Here is an 18,609-nt window from a genome sequence, read left to right as displayed (position 1 = left end):
CGCCGGCCCCGCCGCGGGCGGCACCGTCCGGCCGGTCTACGGCCGCAGCTCCAGCATCGCCGAGGACATGGGGCCGCCCTCCGAACGCTCCGTCTTGCGCCCCTTGTTGCCCGGGGCCAGCGTCCGGGCGTCCACGGCCTCGGCCGGCGCCCCCCTCGCGTACAGCCCCTCGGGGGCGGTGTCCCGGTCGTGCGGCAGCAGCCAGAAGACCCGCCGGCGGAACGTGCCGGAGGAGCGCGAGGGCTTGGCCTTCGGCCCCAGCAGGGCGTACCCGACCATCCGCCCGTCGCGGTGGTACGCGGGCCTGCCGCGCCGGGTCGGCAGCCGGTCCAGGCTCTGGCGGACGTAGTCGAGCCGGCTGATGTCCTCCAGCCAGACGAGGTCCACTTCGTGGACGATCTCGTCTTCTGCGATGAGGGCGCTCATACTGTCTCCTCGTCCGCGAGCAGGCCGATGCCCGGGTAGTACTTGCGCTGGTTGGACAGGATCATTTCCTTCGGCGAGGCCAGTCCCACCACCTCGCGGACGCGTGCCGCGAAGGCCCGGGAGGATATGGCCGGGGCTCCCTCATTCTGGCACCACGCCCTGTAGGCCGCGTAGAGCTGCGCTTGCTCCGCCCGCAGATCGGCCTCCAGGCGGCAGGTCTCGCCGATGAAGCGCCCGGTGTGGTCCTCGGTCTCCGCGTACGCCGTGGTCGCGATGCGGACGCGCTCGGGGCCCGTGAGGTCCCGGTCGCCGCCGAGGTAGCGCCGGGCGCCCTCGATCAGCCAGTTGAGGATGCCCGGGCCCTCCTGGGTGACGAGCACGTCCGCCAGGTTGTCGATCTTGCGGTCGTCGGAGACGACCCGCTCGAACGGGATCAGCCGCATGCGCCGCCAGAACGCGAAGCCGCCGGTGCCCACCTCGGGCCGGTGGTTGCCCAGCAGCCACATCTTGTGCGTCGGCTCGAAGCTGAAGAAGTCCTGCCGCATCCGGCGCGCCTTGATGCGGTCTCCGCCGGTGAGCAGTTTGACGCGGGCCTCGTCGAAACGGTCACCCGGTTTGACCTCGCTGCACACGATCACGCGGCGGCCGTGCAGCTCGGCGAGGTCGGTCGGGTGCCCCTCGTACGGCCGGGACATCAAGAATCCCGGAGGCGCCGCGTCCGCGTAGTCCCCGAGCAGCTTCATCAGGACGTCCAGCAGTACGGACTTGCCGTTCTTGCCGGACCCGAACAGGAACGGCATGACCTGGGCGCCGACGTCCCCGGTGACGGAGTAGCCGAGCAGCAGCTGGAGGAAGTCGATCATCTCCGCCCCCTCAGGCCCCTCGCCGAAGGTGTCGGTCAGGAAGCGGTGCCAGCGCGGCGTGGGCATCGGCTGCGGCGCTGCCGAGGTGGAGCGGGAGTGGAAGTCCTTCGTGGGCTCGGCGGGGCGGATGTGCCCGGTCCGCAGGTCCACGACGCCTGCGGGCGTGCACAGTGCGTACGGATCGGCGTCCAGGCGGGCCGCGTTGAGCACCATGCCCGGGGCGGACTTCGCCTGGGTGAGCATCGCGTTCATCCCGCTGGTGCTGAGCGTGCGGCGGCGGTGCTGCTGGAGCGCGGCCGGGGTGTACACGCCCCGGGGGTCGGTGGTGGCGATGGACTCCGCGAGGTCTCCCGCGGACCACATCACGGTGTCGTCCTCGTCGATCTGCCAGCGGGTACCGTCCCAGCGGAGCCAGCCGATTCCGGGGACGTGCCGGTAGTCGTTGCGGTAGAGCTTGACGAACAGCTTGGCGTTGCCCCGGTCGGTGAGCGTGTCGGGCAGCAGTCCGTCCGCCGCCGCCTCGCAGGCGCTGCCGGACCCCTCCCCGTCCGCGGGGTACTCCGCGGACTCCTCGGACTCCCGGGGCGCCGGAACGGGCTGGGCGAGGATCTGCGCGGCGACGGCCTGTACGTCGAAGCCGGCCAGCATGCTGTCGTTTTCCACGCTCACCGGCGGCCTCGGAGGGCCAGCGGGTGCGCCAGGCCCGCGCTCAGCCCACCGCGCATGATGGCGCGGCAGCGCCGCTCCTGCCCGGGACGGGCCTGCCCGGCCGCATCCTCCAGGGCGCGCAGGGCCTCGGCCTCGGTGACGTGCCCCGCGGCGACCAGGCCCCCGACGGTGTAGGCGGCGCGGTTCAGCTTCTCGGAGAACGCGGCCCCTTCGGGTACGGCGGAGCAGGCGGCCACCTCGGCCAGCGCTCCCGCCAGCACCCGGTCCGACGCCGCTCGTCCCCCGCCCGCCGCGATGACGGCCTGCCGGGCCCGGGGCGGGACGGGGCGCGGGCCGGGTACGGCTGCGGAGGGCAGGTGCCCGGTGCGCTCCAGTTCCCGGGCGAGCCAGGCCGGCAGCGGCGCGGGCATCCGGACGGCTCCCAGCGGCCGGTAGACCCCGGCGGGGGTCATGGTGCCCGGGGCCACGATGTACCCGCCGTGCGCCCGTACGTCGACCTGCCAGGCGAGGGCCCGGCCGCTGCCCGACCCGGCGGAGCACTGCCAGCGGTGGCCGCCGTCGTTGCGGTACCACACGTGCAGGCCCCCGGACGGGGTCCGTACGCGCAGGGTCGAGGCGTCGTCCGCCGGGCTCGTGGCGCCGCGCAGGGCGGCCAGTACGCCAAGGGTGTGGAAGCCGTTGGCCAGCCCGGTCAGATCGACCGCGTCGGCGATCGCGACTCCGGGCAGCAGCCTGTCGCGGCCGGGGAGTTCGTGCGCGTGCGCGTCGATGTCGATGACGACCAGGCCCGCGGGGCCGGTGGCGACGCCGACCCCGAGGTCGGGGCGGGCACCCCAGCACTGCCGGATCCGCCCGGAGTCGAGCGTGGCCGCGTGGAACCCGTGGCACCAGCGGCCCGCGCGGAGGCAGTCGCACATGCCCCGCTCGTGGCCCGGGGCGCGGCACGCGTCGCAGTTGCCCACGGGCGTCTTGCGGCCCGGCGCGAGGGGGTGAACCGGCCACCCCTGGCGTGCGCACCACATGGCGGTCGTCAGAGGCTGCGATGCGACCGGCGCAGCTCTCGTGGACTGCCTTGGGTCGCTGCGCGAAACCCGCAGCTCAGCTGCCATTCACTTCCCCCATCAGCGACTGAAGCGACTCAACGCCCAAAATCAGGTTATCGAAACAGCCGGGGGACGAGAGGCATATGAGCCAGAACAGATGTACGTGTCCAGGAGAAGCCCCAGCGACCGAGCGACTGAGCGCACAGCGACCCGACCCTTCTCGGTCGCTCGTTGAGTAGCTCACAGAACACCAGGTCAGAGGCCTGCGCAAGAAGAATCAGCGACTGAAGCGACTGAGGACCCCTATATATGACGCACACGCGCGCACATGCGCACGTACGCGAATGTCTCCATATACCTGGACCTTGAGTCGCTTCAGTCGCTGCCCCTCCCTTCTCAGGCCTCTGACCAGCACTTTTCCTTTCCCGATCCGAGCGACCGAAGAATCCTTCGGTCGCTCGCGTTCAGTCGCTGCTCTGGAGCCCCCGCCCTCCGGGCCGCTCAAGTCCCCCTGAACCGGGGCTCCAGCGGGAGGCGAGCGACTGATGGTGCCTCACCCCGCCTCCGGGCCGAACTCCCCGGTCAGGAGGAGCTTCTTCTGCGGCTTGCCCATCGCGTTGCGCGGCACCGCCGGGACGAACCGCACCTCGCGGGGCCGCTTGTGCACGGACAGGTGCGCGGCGACGAAGTCCGTGAGCTCGGCGCCCGTCACCCCCTCCGCGACGACGAACGCCACGATCCGCTGCCCCAGGTCCGCGTCCGGGACGCCCACCACCGCCGCCTCGCTGACCCTGGGGTGGTCCAGCAGCGCGTTCTCGATCTCCCCGGCTCCGATCCGGTACCCGCCCGACTTGATCATGTCGATGGAGGCCCGGCCCACGATCCGGTGGACCCCGTCCGCCGGGTCGACGGCCGCGATGTCGCCCGTACGGAACCAGCCGTCCTCGGTGTACGCGGCCGCCGTGGCCTCGGGACGGCCCAGGTACCCCGCGAACAACGTCGGCCCGGTCAGCTGGAGTTCCCCGATCTCGGCGCCCGGCTCCGCCGCGATCCGGGTCCGGATCCCCGGGAGCGGGGTGCCGACCGTACCGGGCCGGACCTCGCCGCCCGCGCGCCCGCTGACGGTGATCAGTGTCTCCGTCATCCCGTACCGCTCCACGGGCCGCAGCCCGGTCAGCCGTTCCAGGTCCCGGAAGACGGGCGCGGGCAGCGCGGCGCTGCCGGAGACCAGCAGCCGGGCCCGGGACAGCGCGGCCGCGGCCTGCGGGTCCCCTGCGATGCGCGACCACACGGTCGGGACGCCGAAGTACAGGCTCCCGCCGGCCTCCGCGTAGGCGGCGGGCGTCGGCCGCCCGGTGTGGACGAGGCGGCTGCCGGTGCGCAGGGCTCCGAGGACGCCGAGCACGAGCCCGTGCACGTGGAACAGCGGCAGGCCGTGCACGAGGGTGTCCTCCGCACTCCACTGCCAGGCCTCGGCCAGCGCGTCCAGGTCGGCGGCGAGCGCCGCGCCCGTCAGCACCACGCCCTTGGGCGCGCCCGTGGTCCCGGAGGTGTACAGCACCAGCGCGGGGTCCTCGGGCCCCGCGCCGCCCCCTGCCCACGTCAGGGCCGCCGAGGAGTGCGCGGAGGAGCCCGTCGCCCGCCGGGCGAAGTCCACCTCCACCGGCACGGCCCCGGAGTCCCGCAGGATGTGCTCGCGCTCGGCGGGCCCGGCATCGGGCGGCAGCGGTACGAAGGGCACCCCGGCCAGCAGCCCCCCGACCGCGGCGGCGACGGTCTCCAGGGAGGCCGTCGCGGTCACCGCGAACGCCTTCGCCCCGGCCACGTCGGCGGCCACTGCTCGGGCCGCGCCTAGCAGTTCCTCGTACGAGGCGGTCCGCCCCGCGACGCAGATCGCGTCCTTCCGGTCCCCGTAGACCCCGTCCAACGCCGTCAGCACGGTCACATCCCCCTCGGTGTTCACTTCCGCCAGGTCGGCCCCAGGCTACGGCCCGCACTCCCGGCCACCTGGCAGCACCGGCCCCGCAGGCACACGAAGGCACACGAAGGCGCGGCCCGGGGCCGTAGCCCCGGGCCGCGCCCGGACGAGCCGTGTGGCGGCCGGTCAGATGACACCCTGGGCGAGCATGGCGTCGGCGACGCGTTCGAAGCCGGCGATGTTGGCTCCGGTCACGTAGTCGCCGGGGGCCCCGTAGCGTTCGGCGGTCTCGTGGGCGACGGTGTGGATGGAGCGCATGATGCCCGCGAGTTCGTCCTCGACGCGCTGTGCGCTCCAGGCGGTGCGGGCGGCGTTCTGGCTCATTTCGAGGGCGCTGACGGCGACGCCGCCCGCGTTGGCGGCCTTGCCGGGTCCGAACGCGACGCCGGCGTCCTGGAGGGTGCGGACGGCTTCGGGGGTGGTGGGCATGTTGGCGCCCTCGGAGACCGCCTTGACCCCGTTCGCGACGAGGGTGCGGGCGTCCTGCGCGCCGAGTTCGTTCTGCGTGGCGGAGGGGAACGCGACGTCCGCGGGGACCTCCCAGACGCGGCCGCCGGGTACGAACCGGGCCGAGGGCCCGCGGCGCTCCGCGTACTCGCTGACGCGCCCGCGTTCGACTTCCTTGATCTGCCGGAGGAGGGCGAGGTCGATGCCCTTGTCGTCGACGACGTAGCCCTGGGAGTCGGAGCAGGTCAGCGGGTTGGCGCCGAGCTGCTGGAGCTTCTCGATGGTGTAGAGGGCGACGTTGCCGGAACCGGAGACGACCGCGCCCAGCCCGTCGAGGGACTCACCGCGCACCTTCAGCATTTCGGCGGCGAACAGGACGCTGCCGTAGCCGGTGGCCTGGGGGCGGATCGCCGAGCCTCCCCAGGCCCGGCCCTTGCCGGTCAGGACGCCGGCCTCCCACCGGTTGGTGATGCGCCGGTACTGGCCGAACAGGTAGCCGATCTCACGGCCGCCGACGCCGATGTCGCCCGCGGGAACGTCGGTGTGCTCGCCGATATGGCGGTGGAGCTCGGTCATGAAGGACTGGCAGAACCGCATGACCTCGGCGTCCGAGCGGCCGTGCGGGTCGAAGTCGCTGCCGCCCTTGCCGCCGCCGATCCCCAGCCCCGTCAGCGCGTTCTTGAAGATCTGCTCGAACCCGAGGAACTTCACCACCCCGATGTCCACCGACGGGTGGAACCGCAGGCCCCCCTTGTAGGGGCCGAGCGCGCTGTTGAACTCGACGCGGTAGCCGCGATTGACGTGGACACGGCCCCGGTCGTCCTGCCACGGCACCCGGAACACGATCTGCCGCTCCGGCTCCGTCAGCCGCTCCACCAGCGCCACCGCCGGATCCGCGAACTCCGGCCGGACGGCGAACACGGGCGCGAGGGAGTCCAGAACTTCCCGTACCGCCTGATGGAACTCCGGCTGCGCCGGATTACGACGCTCGATCTCGACCCGCAATGCTTCCAGCGTGCCCTTCGAGTCCTTCACGTGTGTCCCTCCAGGGAGTGCGCGGTGTGTAGACGACGGCAGGTGCATGGTGTCCGCGGGGCCGCGCATGCCGGCTGCTTCCGGGCAGAGCGCGTGCGGGCACGGCATTCGGAAAATCTTTTCCGGATCGCGGCCCTCGGCGGAGGCTACCGCGCGCGGCGCCGCTCCGGGCAAGGCTTCTGCCCTGCGGACAAAAAAATGCCCTCCGACGTGTGCCCCCGCCCTGAGCAGCGGACATCCCCGTGAATCCCGCGCGACACGGGTCCCGTTGCCCCCTACGCTCGACAGCCATGACGATTCGATGACCCGTGTATGACCACGAGCAGACCATCAACGGGGGGAAACCGACGTGGACATCGCCAGGCTCGCCTCACTCATCGCCGCGACGGTCACGACGGGCCTGATGGCCGGTCTGTTCTTCGCCTTCGACGTCTCGGTGATGCCGGCGCTGCGGCGCTCGGACGACCGGACGCTCATCCGGGTCATGCAGCGCGTCAACACCGCCATCGTCAACGGCTGGTTCCTGGTCTGCTTCCTCGGCTCCCTGCTGTTCACGGGCCTCGCGCTGGCCCTGCACCTCGCCTCGGGCGGGGCCGGCGCCGCACCGCCGCTGATCGGGGCGCTCGTCGCGTACGTCCTCCAGCTCGGCGTCACCGGCAGGGTCAGCATCCCGCTCAACAACGCCCTGGAGCAGGCCGGCCCCGTCGAGCACATCGCCGATCCGGCCACCGTCCGCCGGGCCTTCGAGGCGCGCTGGGTGCCGGCCAACCGGGTGCGGACACTGCTGTGCACGATCGCCCTCGGCTGCCTGGCCTGGGCCCTGGTGCTGAGCGGCCGTCTCTGACCGGCGGCCCGACGCCTCGGCGGCTCAGCGCGCGGTGGCCCGCCCGTACAGCACCAGCGCCCGCGCGAGGGCCGTGAGGGCCGCCGTGCAGAGCAGGGTACGGACGATGTTCGCGGTCACCCAGGTCCCTTCGAACCGGTCCACGATCGAGGAGCCGGCCGGCTTCGCCGCGCCGCCCACGCCCGCGAGCTCGTTGTTCAGCGGGATGTTCACGGTGAAGGTGACCACCAGGACGACGAGGTACAGGGCGGCGGCCGCCCCCGCCCACACGGCGGTCCCGCGCCGGCCCTTGCGGAACTCGACGACCGCCGAGGCGGCGGCGGCGAGCAGGGCCGCCACGAAGACGGCGCCGAACAGTGCGTTCCCGTCGATGACCGCGTTGATGTTCCGCATCGCCGTGACGTACGTCTGCTCGTCGCCCTGCGCCAGCCCCGGCATCACCGAGACGTCGAAGGCGAAGAACAGGCCCGCCATCAGGCCCATCAGCACGGTCGAGACCATGAGCAGGACGGTCGCGATCCGGCTGCCGGTGCCGGTCGTGCGGGTCGTGCCGGTCGTGTCGGTCTGCATGAAACGCTCCTTTTCACTGGATCCCCACTCGAACATTTCCGGCGCCGGCTCATGGTCGCGCCCTCGGTAGGGTGCGGCCATGAGCACCTCCGCACTCCGCCTGGAGCCGGTCACCGCGGTCAACTTCGACGCGGTGTGCGCGATACAGGTACGCCCCGACCAGGCCCATCTCGTCTCCCCCGTGGTCAAGTCCCTCGCCGAGGCCTACGTCCACCCGGACGCCGCCTGGCCGCGTGCCGTCGTCGACGGCGACGAGGTGGTCGGCTTCGTCATGGCCTTCCTCGACATCGCCTGGGACCCGGAGCGGGACCCCGCCGACATCCGCTCGGGCATCTGGCGCCTGAACGTCTCCGCCGCCCACCAGGCCAGGGGCTACGGCCGCTTCGCCGTCCGGGCCGTCACCGCAGAGCTCCGGCGCCGCGGCGCCGAGCGGGCGTACGTCACCTGGGAGCGCGGCCCCGGCACCCCCGAGCCGTTCTACCTCGGCCTCGGCTTCCGTCTCACCGGCGAGGTCAGCGGCGGCCAGACCGTCGGCGTACTGGACCTGCCGCCCGCCGCGTCCGCCTGATCCCCTACGCTCCCGGCAGGACCACCGTGCGCGAGGGGCCGACGGCGCCCGGCCCGGCAGCCGGGGCGGCTCCTGCACGGAACTCCTGCGGGCTGACCCCGCGGACCCGCTTGAACGCCGTCGACAGCGCGAACGCGGACCCGTAGCCCACGCGCCGGGCCACCGTCGCCACCGTGGCGTCCGGCTCCCGCAGCAGATCGGCCGCCAGGGCCAGGCGCCAGCCCGTCAGGTACGCCATCGGCGGCTCCCCGACCAGGTCCGTGAACCGCCGCGCCAACGAGGCCCGCGAGACGCCTGCCTTGTGCGCGAGCTCCTCCACCGTCCAGCCGTGGGCCGGGTTCTCGTGCAGCAGCCGCAGCGCCCGGCCGACCACCGGATCACCCTGCGCCCGGTACCAGCCCGGGGCCCCCGACCCCGGGTCCGCGAGCCACGTGCGCAGCACCCCGATGAGCAGCAGGTCCAGCAGCCGGTCCAGGACGATCTCCTGGCCCGGGTCGTCCCGGGAGATCTCCGAGGCGAGCAGCCCGATCGACGGACTTGAGGAGGAAAGCGCCCCGGGCCTTGGGGCCTTCGAGGAGGCCGGTCAGCGTGTCCATGGGCCCATCCTCTCCCGCGCCCCGGCCCCGCGGCAGGAGTTCAGACGTCCCAGACACCGGTTGCCGCCGCCTCGCGGGCGAAGTCGGCGAAGTCCTTCGGCCGACGGCCGAGCACCTCCTCCACCCCGTGCACCAGATGCGCGTTGCGCCCGTCCAGGAGCATCGCGAACAGGTCGGCGAACTCCTGCGGCAGACCGTTCTCGAGGAGCACCGCGCGGTACTCCTCGTGGGAGACGGGCACGTACGCGATCTCCCGCCCGGTCGCCTTCGACAGTTCGGCCGCGACGTCGGCGAAGCTGATCAGCCGCGGTCCGGACAGCTCGTACGTCCTGCCGATGTGCCGGTCGTCGCTCAGCGCGGCCACCACCACGTCGGCGATGTCGTCGGCGTCGACGAAGGCCTCCACGGCGTCCGCGGTCGGCAGGGCGATCTCCCCGGCCCGTACGGGCTCCAGGAAGAAGCTCTCGTCGAAGTTCTGGTTGAACCAGCTGGACCTGACGACCGTCCAGTCGGCCCCGGAGGCCTTCAGGCTCTCCTCGGCGAGCTGCGCGGCCTCCTCGCCCCGGCCGGACAGCAGGACCAGGCGGCGCGCCCCGGCGGCCACGGCCACCTCCGAGAACGCGCCGATCTGCTCGGCGGCCCCCGGGAAGGCGAGGTCGGGGTGGTAGGTCACGTACACCCGGTCCACGCCTTCCAGCGCCGGGCCCCAGGTGACGGGGGCGTTCCAGTCGAAGGCGGGGGCTCCGGTACGCGAGCCGATCCGGACCGGGATGCCCCGGAGGAGGAGCTTCTGCGCGACGCGCCGGCCGGTCTTGCCGTTGCCCCCGATGACGAGGGCGGTGGGGGCGGCGCTCTGCGTGCTGTTCGGTGTCTGTGTCATGTCTCCAGTCAAGCCCGGCCCGGCGAGACGGAACATCGCCGAGAAGCTCAGCTCCATACGCGTGCGTCCACGCCCTGCTCCTGTTCCCGTCCCGGATCGTGGAGCGCGTCGGGGGTGAGGACGGTGGCCAGCAGGGCGAGCCCGGCGGCCGACGGCGAGTCCGGGGCGGCGCTGTAGAACAGCACCCGGTGCCCGCTGCCGTCGCTGATCGGCATGGACTCGAAGTCCAGGGCGAGTTCGCCGACGACCGGGTGCCGCAGGTTCTTCACGCCCACCGTGCAGTCCCGTACCGGGTGCTTGGACCAGAGCGCCGCGAACTCCGTGCTCTGCAGCATCAGCGAGCCGATCAGCTCGGCGAGCGCCTGGTCGTCGGGGTGGCGGCCGGCGACCAGGCGCAGGGCGGCGAGCGCGATGCGTGCGTCCTGCTGCCAGTCGGCGTACAGCTCGCGGGTGTGCGGGTCGAGGAACAGCATCCGCGTCAGATTGGGCCGGTCGGCCGGCCGGCCGGGGCTCGTGGCGTCGAGGTGCCCGGCCAGCAGGGCGTGCCCGAGCGGGTTCCAGGCCAGTACGTCGCCCCGCCGGTCCAGCACCACGGCCGGTACGCCCGGCATCGCGGCCAGCAGCTGCCGGGTCGCGGCCCGCGCGTGCTCGGGCCGCGGGGCCGGGGCCCGCCGTGCGCGCGGCGGGCGGGCCAGGTCGCGCAGGTGGGCGTGCTCGTCGGGGGTCAGGCGCAGGGCGCGGGCGAGGGAGTCCAGGACGGCGTCGGAGGCGTTGGCGGAGTGCCCCTGTTCGAGGTGGGTGTAGTAGGTGATGCTCACCCCGGCCAGCAGCGCGAGCTCCTCCCGGCGCAGTCCCGGTACCCGGCGCCGGGTGCTGCCGTGCGCGGGCAGTCCCACGTCCTGCGGCTGGAGCCGGGCACGGCGGTTGCGGAGGAAGTCCCCGAGGGCGGTGGGTGTGTCCATGCCGTCCAGTGTCCCCACCGGACGGCCCGGGCGGGAGCTCCAAGGGTGTCCCTGCCGACAACACCATCCCCGCCACCAGCACAGGCAGAGGGCTGGGTGACGTCGTCGGACCGGGCCAGAGTCGTTCCGCACGCTCCAGCGGAAGGAACTCCGATGTCACACGTCACCCATCCCCACGACCGGGCCACGACACCGCCCGCCCACCCGGCCGGCCGCCCCGCCGGCCGCCCCGCCCGCCGCGCCGGCAGCCGGCTCGACGGCCGCTCCCGCCTGGTCCTCGTGGTCCTGCTGGTCGCCCAGTTCATGCTGGCGGTGGACTTCTCGATCCTGAACGTGGCCCTGCCCGTCATCGGCAAGGGCCTCGGCTTCTCCCTCTCCGGGCTCCAGTGGATCGCCACCGCCTTCGCCCTGTGCGCCGCGGGCTTCACGCTCCTCTTCGGCCGGATCGCGGACCTCTTCGGCCGCCGCCGCGTCTTCCTCGGCGGGCTCGCCGTCCTCGGCGCTGCCTCCCTCGCCGGCGGCCTGGCCACCGGCCCCGGCCCCGGGATGCTGCTGGCCGCCCGCGTGTTCCAGGGCCTGGCCACCGCGGCCGTCACCCCGGCCGGGCTGGCGCTGCTCACGACCTCCTTCCCGGAGGGTCCGCTGCGCCAGAAGGCCCTCGGCCTCAACGGGGCGCTGATGTCGGCCGGTTTCACCGCCGGCGCGATCCTCGGCGGGGTCCTGACCGACCTGCTCTCCTGGCGGTGGGCGTTCCTCGTCAACGTGCCCGTGGCACTGGCCGTCCTGATCGTCGCCCCGGCCGTCATCGTGGAGTCCCGCCCGGCGGTCCGCCCGAAGCTCGACGTCCCCGGGGCCGTCGCGGTCACCCTCGGGCTGCTGGCGCTCGTCTACGGGCTCACCCTCGCCGGCGAGCACGGCTGGGACTCGGCGGCCGCCCTGACCTGGCTGGTGGCCGGAGCGGTCCTCCTGCTCGTCTTCCACGCCGTGGAATCCCGGGCGGCGAGCCCCCTGGTCCCGGTCCCGGTCCTGAGGCGCCGCAACGTCGCCTGGGGCAACACCGCGGGCCTGATCGCCTTTCTGACCGAGACCTCCCTGGTCTTCCTGATGACCCTCTACCTCCAGGAAGTCCTCGGCTACTCCCCGCTCGCCGCCGGTCTCGCCTTCTCCGTCCTCGGCGCAGGCACCGTCATCGGCGGCTCGATCGCCCCCCGTGTGATCGGCGCGACCTCGACCCGGACCACCCTGCTCACCGGCGGCGCCGTCCAGGCCGCGGCCACCTTCTCGCTGGTGGCGCTGGGCGACGACCGCGCGTACCTCGCCCTGCTGCTCGCCGCGACGTTCCTCGGCGGGATCGGCAACATGCTGGTGATCGTCGGCTTCATGGTCACCGCCACCACCGGCCTCCCGGACGGCGAACAGGGCCTGGCCACCGGCCTGGCGACGATGACCCAGCAGATCGGCATCACCATGGGCACCCCGGTCATGAGCGCCGTCGCGGCCTCGGGCACCGGGGTCCTGGACGGGGTCCGGACCGCCGTCCTCGCGAACACCGCCCTGGTCGTGGCCGGTCTGGCCACGACGGCCCTGTTCCTCAGGCCCGCCCGGCGTCCTCGCTGAGGGTGTGCGCGACGAGGGCGCTGGCGTGACCGTGCCCGAGTCCGTGCTCGGTCTTGAGCCAGGACAGGAGCTCCATGTGCCGGGTGAGCGGGGCGGCCGTGGACCGGCGCGGCCACGGCGCGAGCGATCGCCGGCCGGCCGACGTGGCAGGCGATGCCGCAGGTGGGCGGGGTGGGGCCCGGTCGCTCACAGGCCGATGACGTTGCCTCAACTATGGTCGAGGTCAGGCAATGTGATCACATGAGGGCATGACCCACGCGAGGACTCTCTACCTGCTCTGCTCCGCCGCTCCGCCCGTCTTCGACGTGGCCCATGTGATCGAGGACGCCCAGTCCCGGGGCTGGGACGTCTGTCTCGGTCTCACCCCCACCGCCGCGCACTGGCTCTCGGTCAGCCTCGACGGCCTGGCGGCCCTGACCGGCCACCCCGTGCGCTGGCAGTACAAACTCCCCGGCGAGCCCGACGTATGGCCGGCCGCCGACGCCCTGCTCTTCGCCCCGGCCACCTTCAACTCGCTCAACGCCTGGGCCCTCGGCCTCACCGACCGCTTCGCCGTCGGCGTCGCCGCCGAGGCGATCGGCAAGGGCACCCCCGTCGTCACCATGCCCTGCACGAACGCCGCCCTCGCCGCCCACCCCCAGTTCGACCAGTCCCTGGCCGTCCTGCGCGGCGCCGGCGTCACCGTCCTGTACGGCGAGGACGGCTTCGTCCCCGGCCCGGCCGGCCCCGACGCCCCGTCCCACTTCCCGTGGCAGGTCGCCCTCACCGCCCTGGACTCCGTGTACACCCCGTGAGGGCGGCGGCTACTCCCCGGTCACCCCGTCGATCGCCTCGCGCAGCAGATCCGCATGGCCGTTGTGCCGGGCGTACTCCTCGATCATGTGGGCCAGGATGTAGTGCAGCGAGTACTCCTGATCGCCGAAGCGCCCCGTCACGTCGAGGGACCCGGCGGCGTCCACGATCGCCCGGGACCGGGCGCACGTTTCCTCCCAGAGGGCGAACGCCTCCGCCGGGTCCGCGTCCTCGACGTGGAACTCCGTCCACTCCCCGGCTTCGTTCTTCGGGTGGTAGCCGCGTACGTCCTCGTCGTTGAGGACGTTGCGGAACCAGCCCCGCTCGACCTCCGCCAGGTGCCTCACCAGTCCGATCAGGCTCAGCCCGGACGGCGCGACAGCCTTGCGCCTGAGCTGCTCGTCCGTCAGCCCGGTGCACTTCATCATCAGGGTGTCCCGCTGCCACTGCAGAACGCTGGTCAGGGTCGCGCGTTCGTCGCCCACCAGCACGGGCCGGGTCCGCTGTTCGTCGATCATCGGACGATCATCACCACCGTACGGCGGCCCCTGCACGGCATTTCACATCCCGGACCGCAGCTGCCGGAAGAAGGCCCGGATGTCTCCGACCAGCAGCTCCGGCACCTCCATCGCGGGGAAGTGCCCGCCCCGGTCGTACGAGGTCCAGCGCACGAAGGAGTCGGTGCGCGCCGCGATGTGCCGCAGCGGGATGAAGTTGTCCCGCGGAAAGTCGGCCAGCGCGCTGGGCGTTGTCGACACCTCGGCCGGCAGCCCGTAATAGTCGGCATGCGCGCGCTCGTAGTAGATCCGCGCGGCGGACCCGGCGGTCCCCGTCAGCCAGTACAACATCACGTTGGTCAGCATCTGGTCCCGGTCGATCGGACACCCGGGGTCACTCCACTCGGCGAACTTCTCCCCGATCCAGGCGAGCAGCCCGACGGGTGAGTCGTTGAGCCCGTACGCGAGGGTCTGCGGCCGGGTCGCCTGGATGTCGGCGTACCCCTGCCGCTCCCGCGCCCAGACCCGGTACCGCTCCCACGAGGCCAGTGTCCGTTCCCGCTCGGCCGCGCTCAGCCCGGCCAGTTCCTCGGCCCGCGGCTCCTCGGTGGCTCCGCCCCCGGGCAGCAGGTTCAGGTGCACCCCGACGACGTTCCGGGGCCTGGTCCTCCCGAGCTCCCGCGAAACGGCGGCCCCCCAGTCCCCGCCCTGCACCCCGTACGCCTCGTACCCGAGCCGCTCCATCAGCACGCCGAAGGCCCGCGCGACCCGCTTGAACTCCCAGCCGGCCTCCCGGGTCGGACCGGACAGGCCGAAGCCGGGGATGTGGGGCAGCACCAGGTGAAAGGCATCGGCAGGATCCCCGCCGTGCGCCCGCGGATCGGTCAGCGGCCCGGCCACCCGCTGGAACTCCACGAAGGAGCCGGGCCAGCCATGGGTCATCAACAGCGGCGTGGCATGCGCCTCGGGCGACCGGATGTGCGCGAAATGCACCCGCGCCCCGTCGATGACTGTGGTGTATTGCGGCCACTCGTTCAACCGCGCCTCGGCCGCCCGCCAGTCGTACCCGGTACGCCAGTAGCGCACGAGCTCCTGCAGCTCGCCGAGCGGCATCCCGTAGGCCCACCCCACCCCCGGCAACTCATCGGGCCACCGCACCCGGTCCAACCGCCCCGCCAGATCTTCGAGCTCCCGCTCCTCGACCTCCAGCCGGAACGCCTGCGCCCACTCCCCAAGATCCGCCATCCCCGCATGCTAGACCGCCCCCGTTAACGGCGTTAACGCCGTTAACGCCTCCCAGGCCCACATCCAGCCCCGCCGGCGTTCGAGGCCCGGGGGCAGAGCCCTCGCGCAATGGCGCCCCGCGCGGACCATTAACGCCGTTAACGCCCACCCCGCACCCGGCGCGGGACCGTTAACGGCGTTAACGCCCCAGCCTCCACCCGGGCGGACCGTTAACGCCGTTAACGCCCCACCCCCACGCGGCGCGGACCGTTAACGCCGTTAACGCCCGGCCCCCGCTTAAAAATACTTGTCGCCTGGTTTTCTTTGCCGCCGCCCCACTAGATTTGGGCACGGAAACCCAGCGGCACCCAGCAGCACCGGCAAGTGGCAGGAGACACCCCATGGCAAGGGCCCGGCAGGAACGCGCCGAGATCACGCGGCAGGCGATCCTCGACGGAGCGGCCGTCGCGTTCGACCGCCACGGCTTCGGCGGCGCCAGCCTCAGCGACGTGGTCAAGCAGGCCGGAGTCACCAAGGGCGCCCTGTACTTCCACTTCCAGTCCAAGGAAGCCCTCGCCCGCACCTTGATGGACGAGCAGTTCCAGGTCTCCGAAGACGTCCCCGCCATCGAGGAGCCCGGCCTTCAGACGGTCATCGACCTGTCCCACCGGATGGCGCACGGGCTGCGCGCCAACGTCCGCATCCGTGCCGGCATCCGTCTGGTCATCGAGTTCGGCTCCTTCACCAACCCGGACCCGACCCCGTACGACACCTGGATCGACACCACCCACGGCTGTCTGAAGCCGGCCCAGGAGTGCGGCGACATCTTCCCGTCGCTCGACGTGTACGACCTCGCGACGCTCCTCGTCGGCTCGTTCACCGGGATCCAGGTCACCTCGCACGTCCGCACGGGCCGGGACGACCTGCACACCCGGGTCATCGACCTGTGGAACTTCCTGCTCCCGGGGATCGTGCCCGCGCACCGCCTCCCCCGCTTCGACCCGGCCGGCTCGCCCGAGTGCCGGGCCGAACTCGGGCTTGCCGCCCCGGACTCCCCGGCGATGCCCGTCGGCTGACGACGTATCCAGGGCGGCCTCGCACACGCCGTGGCGAACCACGGGGGTGCTCGCTACGGCGTGTGCGAGGCCGCCCTGTCGCGTACCCGGAACCGGTCACGGCACGCGGGCCCGGCACGCGGACACCGCATGCGTACCCCCACCCATGCCATTTCGTTAGCAAAACCCAAGCGCGGCGCCCACATCGGCCCGCGAACGTTAGTAAAGTCCCTCTCATGACTTCGCCCTCGCCTCAGAGCGACCGAGAGAAGGTCGTCTCCAAGCTCCCCCCGTGGCTCCGCCAGGAGTTGAAAATCCGCACCGCCCAACTGCGGGTCGACATCCAGGACGCCGTCCACCAGGGCATCGCCCACTGGAGCGCCCTCGCCTCCGCTCCCTCCCCCGTGGACACCTCGGGCGCCGAATCGTTCTCCACCTGGCTGCCTGCCGGCCAGTGGGAGTCCTTCCGCGCCGACTCCAAGTACCGAGGTGTCTCCCTCATCCAGGGTCTCGCCCAAGCGGTCCGCCTCTGGCTGGAGATGAATCCGGCGCCCACGGTCAAGCGGCCTTCCGTCGTACGCCGCATCGTCGTGTGCAACCAGAAGGGCGGGGTCGGCAAGACCGCCATCACCGCCGGCACCGCCGAGGCCCTCGCCGAGGACCCGGAGACCCTCCACCCGGTCCGCATCGCCCGCCAGCTGGCCCGCCTCTCGGCCTCCGAAGGCGGCGATCAGAGCCCGAACCCCGGCGGGCACCCCCACCCCGAGACGACCCCGCTCGACCTGGAAGACCTCCCGGGCCTCGGCATGCGCGTCCTGCTGGTCGACTTCGACCCCCAGGGGCACCTCACCAAGCAGCTCGGCCAGCAGCCGCTGCCCATCGGCGGCGACAGCCTGACCTGCCACATGGCCGGCGAGGCCAAGGGCCCCCTCGCCGACCTGATCGCCCCCATCCAGGACGACCGCTTCGGCGACCGCCTCCACATCCTGCCCGCCTGCACGGACGCCTTCCTCCTCGACGTCCGCCTCTCCACCGTCCGTGCCCGCGAGGCCGCCCTCGAACGTGCCCTGGCCCCCGTCGAATCCGACTACGACGTCATCCTCATCGACTGCCCGCCGAGCCTCGGCCTCAGCATGGACGCCGCCATCTACTACGGGCGCCGCCGCGACACCGAACAGCCGGGCGCCTCGGGCGCGCTGATCGTCGTACAGGCGGAGGACTCGTCGGCCGACGCGTACGACCTCCTCACCTCCCAGATCAACGACCTGCGCGACGACCTCAGCCTCGACATCGACTACCTCGGCCTCGTCGTCAACCTCTACGACGGCCGCCGCGGCTACATCGCGACCTCCTCGCTCCAGGCCTGGATGGACATAAAGGATCCGCGCGTCGTCGCCGTCGTACCCGACCTGAAGGAACAGCGCGAAGCCGTCCGTGTGAAGCAGCCCCTCTTCGTCTACGCGCCCAAGGGCGACCAAGCGGTCGCGCTGCGCGCCCTCGCCAGGGAGATCTCATGAGCAAGGCCGACAAACTCGGAGTCTCGGCGTCCTTCGCGCGGGCCCAGCCCGTCGGCGTCAGCTCTCGCCGCGCGGCGATCGCGGAGGCCACCGGAGCCCCCACCTCCGGCGTCGTCCCCCCGTCCGAGGTCCCCATCGAGGCTCTCGCCCACAACCCGTTCAACCTCCGCGAGGACCTCACCGAACTCGACGAACTGGCCCAGTCCCTGATCTCCCGCGGCCAGCTCCAGCCCCTCGCGGTCGCCACCCGCATGGCCTTCATGGAAGCCCACCCGGGCCAAACGGACGGCCTGGGGCGCGCCCCGTACGTGGTCATCGACGGCAACCGCCGTCTTGCCGCGGCCCAGCTGGCCGGCCTCAAGACCATGCACATCCACGTCAACGACGCCCTCTCCGCCTCCGCCGCGGACATCCTCGAATCGGCGCTCATCGCCAACGTCCACCGCGTGGACGTGGCCCCCATGGACCAGGCCCGCGCCCTCCAGGAACTCGTCGACGTCCACGGCTCCCAGGCGCAGGTCGCCAAGCGGCTGGGCAAGACGGCGGCCTGGGTCTCGCAGCGCCTGACCCTCCTGAACCTCACCCCGAGCCTCCAGGAGAAGGTCGAGACGGGCGAGCTCAAGGTGGAACCGGCCCGCCGCATCGGCCGCCTCCCCCAGGAGCGCCAGGAGGCGGCAGCCGACGAAACCATCAATGCCGTCACGCCTCCCCGCCAGCGCGCCCACACCACTCGGACCGTTAACGGCGTTAACGCCGTTAACGGCGTGGAGCCCGTGGACGCCGCAGACACCCCGGAAGCGGCGCAGACCGTTAACGCCGTTAACGCCGTTAACGCCACTCCCCCTGCTCCCCGGATCTCGATCGCTACGGACTCCCCGGAGACCATCGCGGACGCTCTGACCGCCCACCTCACCCCGGACGACCTCAAGGCCGTCACCGAGCTCCTCATGACCCGCATCTGAGGCGGCACCCACGACGGGGGCGCTGACGGCATTAACGCCGTTAACGCCCCCACGTGCGTTTCAT

At 72.3% G+C, this 18,609-nt stretch carries 18 protein-coding genes and 1 pseudogene; 7 read left to right on the top strand and 12 right to left on the bottom strand.

Annotated elements, in window-relative coordinates; translation table 11 throughout:
- Positions 1-36: 36 nt before the first annotated feature.
- The 5 genes from ABTY04_RS25405 to gdhA form a co-directional block, all read right to left on the bottom strand.
- Positions 37-426, bottom strand: coding sequence for a DUF6009 family protein (locus ABTY04_RS25405; RefSeq protein WP_352215695.1), 390 nt, complete (start codon positions 424-426; stop codon positions 37-39).
- Positions 423-1,937, bottom strand: coding sequence for a DNA primase family protein (locus ABTY04_RS25400; protein WP_352215762.1), 1,515 nt, complete (start codon positions 1,935-1,937; stop codon positions 423-425). Before ABTY04_RS25400 ends, ABTY04_RS25405 begins: the two co-directional genes overlap by 4 nt.
- Positions 1,938-1,954: 17 nt before the next feature.
- Entirely contained in the window at positions 1,955-2,980 is a 1,026-nt protein-coding gene (locus ABTY04_RS25395) for a bifunctional DNA primase/polymerase (protein WP_352215694.1), read from the bottom strand.
- A 574-nt stretch (positions 2,981-3,554) separates the two neighbouring features.
- The gene (locus ABTY04_RS25390) at positions 3,555-4,940 is read right to left on the bottom strand and encodes an AMP-binding protein (RefSeq protein WP_352215693.1); all 1,386 of its coding nucleotides are present in this window, start codon (positions 4,938-4,940) and stop codon (positions 3,555-3,557) included.
- 165 nt (positions 4,941-5,105) lie between these two features.
- Positions 5,106-6,509: an NADP-specific glutamate dehydrogenase gene (gene gdhA, locus ABTY04_RS25385; RefSeq protein WP_352215761.1), complete on the bottom strand. Its 1,404-nt coding sequence runs from the start codon at positions 6,507-6,509 to the stop codon at positions 5,106-5,108.
- A 301-nt stretch (positions 6,510-6,810) separates the two neighbouring features.
- On the opposite strand from gdhA, the gene ABTY04_RS25380 reads away from it, so the two are divergent.
- Entirely contained in the window at positions 6,811-7,305 is a 495-nt protein-coding gene (locus ABTY04_RS25380; RefSeq protein WP_352215692.1) for an anthrone oxygenase family protein, read from the top strand.
- A gap of 24 nt (positions 7,306-7,329) precedes the next feature.
- Here the strand turns inward: ABTY04_RS25380 and ABTY04_RS25375 are convergent, their stop codons facing one another.
- Positions 7,330-7,875: an anthrone oxygenase family protein gene (locus ABTY04_RS25375; RefSeq protein ID WP_352215691.1), complete on the bottom strand. Its 546-nt coding sequence runs from the start codon at positions 7,873-7,875 to the stop codon at positions 7,330-7,332.
- A gap of 79 nt (positions 7,876-7,954) precedes the next feature.
- Between ABTY04_RS25375 and ABTY04_RS25370 the strand changes: the two genes are divergently transcribed.
- Positions 7,955-8,443, top strand: a complete 489-nt coding sequence (locus tag ABTY04_RS25370; protein ID WP_352215690.1) for a GNAT family N-acetyltransferase — start codon at positions 7,955-7,957, stop codon at positions 8,441-8,443.
- Between the two features lie 4 nt (positions 8,444-8,447).
- On the opposite strand, the pseudogene ABTY04_RS25365 reads toward ABTY04_RS25370, so the two are convergent.
- The 3 genes and pseudogenes from ABTY04_RS25365 to ABTY04_RS25355 form a co-directional block, all read right to left on the bottom strand.
- Positions 8,448-8,966: pseudogene (locus ABTY04_RS25365) on the bottom strand (helix-turn-helix transcriptional regulator); the annotation flags it as partial.
- A 113-nt stretch (positions 8,967-9,079) separates the two neighbouring features.
- Positions 9,080-9,919, bottom strand: a complete 840-nt coding sequence (locus ABTY04_RS25360) for an NAD(P)H-binding protein (RefSeq protein WP_352215689.1) — start codon at positions 9,917-9,919, stop codon at positions 9,080-9,082.
- A gap of 47 nt (positions 9,920-9,966) precedes the next feature.
- Positions 9,967-10,881, bottom strand: coding sequence for a helix-turn-helix domain-containing protein (locus ABTY04_RS25355; RefSeq protein WP_352215688.1), 915 nt, complete (start codon positions 10,879-10,881; stop codon positions 9,967-9,969).
- Between the two features lie 153 nt (positions 10,882-11,034).
- Here ABTY04_RS25355 and ABTY04_RS25350 point away from each other — a divergent pair, with 153 nt between their 5' ends.
- On the top strand, positions 11,035-12,498 hold the full coding sequence (locus ABTY04_RS25350; RefSeq protein WP_352215687.1) for an MFS transporter: 1,464 nt from the start codon (positions 11,035-11,037) through the stop codon (positions 12,496-12,498).
- Here ABTY04_RS25350 and ABTY04_RS25345 read toward each other — a convergent pair.
- Positions 12,473-12,688 carry a DUF4287 domain-containing protein gene (locus ABTY04_RS25345; protein WP_352215686.1) on the bottom strand — a complete coding sequence of 72 codons (216 nt, stop codon included), beginning with the start codon at positions 12,686-12,688 and terminating at the stop codon, positions 12,473-12,475. The two genes, ABTY04_RS25350 and ABTY04_RS25345, sit on opposite strands and share 26 nt — an antisense overlap.
- Before the next feature lie 58 nt (positions 12,689-12,746).
- Here ABTY04_RS25345 and ABTY04_RS25340 point away from each other — a divergent pair, with 58 nt between their 5' ends.
- Entirely contained in the window at positions 12,747-13,292 is a 546-nt protein-coding gene (locus tag ABTY04_RS25340) for a flavoprotein (protein WP_352215685.1), read from the top strand.
- Positions 13,293-13,301: 9 nt separating this feature from the next.
- On the opposite strand, the gene ABTY04_RS25335 is transcribed toward ABTY04_RS25340, so the two are convergent.
- Both ABTY04_RS25335 and ABTY04_RS25330 read right to left on the bottom strand, forming a co-directional pair.
- A complete protein-coding gene (locus ABTY04_RS25335; protein WP_352215684.1) occupies positions 13,302-13,808 on the bottom strand; it encodes a DinB family protein in 507 nt (168 codons plus the stop codon).
- Between the two features lie 42 nt (positions 13,809-13,850).
- Entirely contained in the window at positions 13,851-15,032 is a 1,182-nt protein-coding gene (locus tag ABTY04_RS25330) for an epoxide hydrolase family protein (RefSeq protein WP_352215683.1), read from the bottom strand.
- A gap of 380 nt (positions 15,033-15,412) precedes the next feature.
- Between ABTY04_RS25330 and ABTY04_RS25325 the strand changes: the two genes are divergently transcribed.
- The 3 genes from ABTY04_RS25325 (at position 15,413) to ABTY04_RS25315 (ending at position 18,545) form a co-directional block, all read left to right on the top strand.
- Positions 15,413-16,087, top strand: coding sequence for a ScbR family autoregulator-binding transcription factor (locus tag ABTY04_RS25325; protein WP_352215682.1), 675 nt, complete (start codon positions 15,413-15,415; stop codon positions 16,085-16,087).
- Between the two features lie 215 nt (positions 16,088-16,302).
- Entirely contained in the window at positions 16,303-17,583 is a 1,281-nt protein-coding gene (locus ABTY04_RS25320) for a ParA family protein (protein WP_352215681.1), read from the top strand.
- Positions 17,580-18,545 carry a ParB/RepB/Spo0J family partition protein gene (locus tag ABTY04_RS25315; protein WP_352215680.1) on the top strand — a complete coding sequence of 322 codons (966 nt, stop codon included), beginning with the start codon at positions 17,580-17,582 and terminating at the stop codon, positions 18,543-18,545. The genes ABTY04_RS25320 and ABTY04_RS25315 overlap by 4 nt, the downstream gene beginning before the upstream one ends.
- Positions 18,546-18,609: the final 64 nt, after the last annotated feature.

The organism is Streptomyces sp. NPDC097981, assembly GCF_040302565.1.
Classification (GTDB): Bacteria; Actinomycetota; Actinomycetes; order Streptomycetales; family Streptomycetaceae; genus Streptomyces.
Note: the sequence above shows the minus strand (reverse complement) of the source record. Positions and strands in the feature narration are given on the sequence as shown.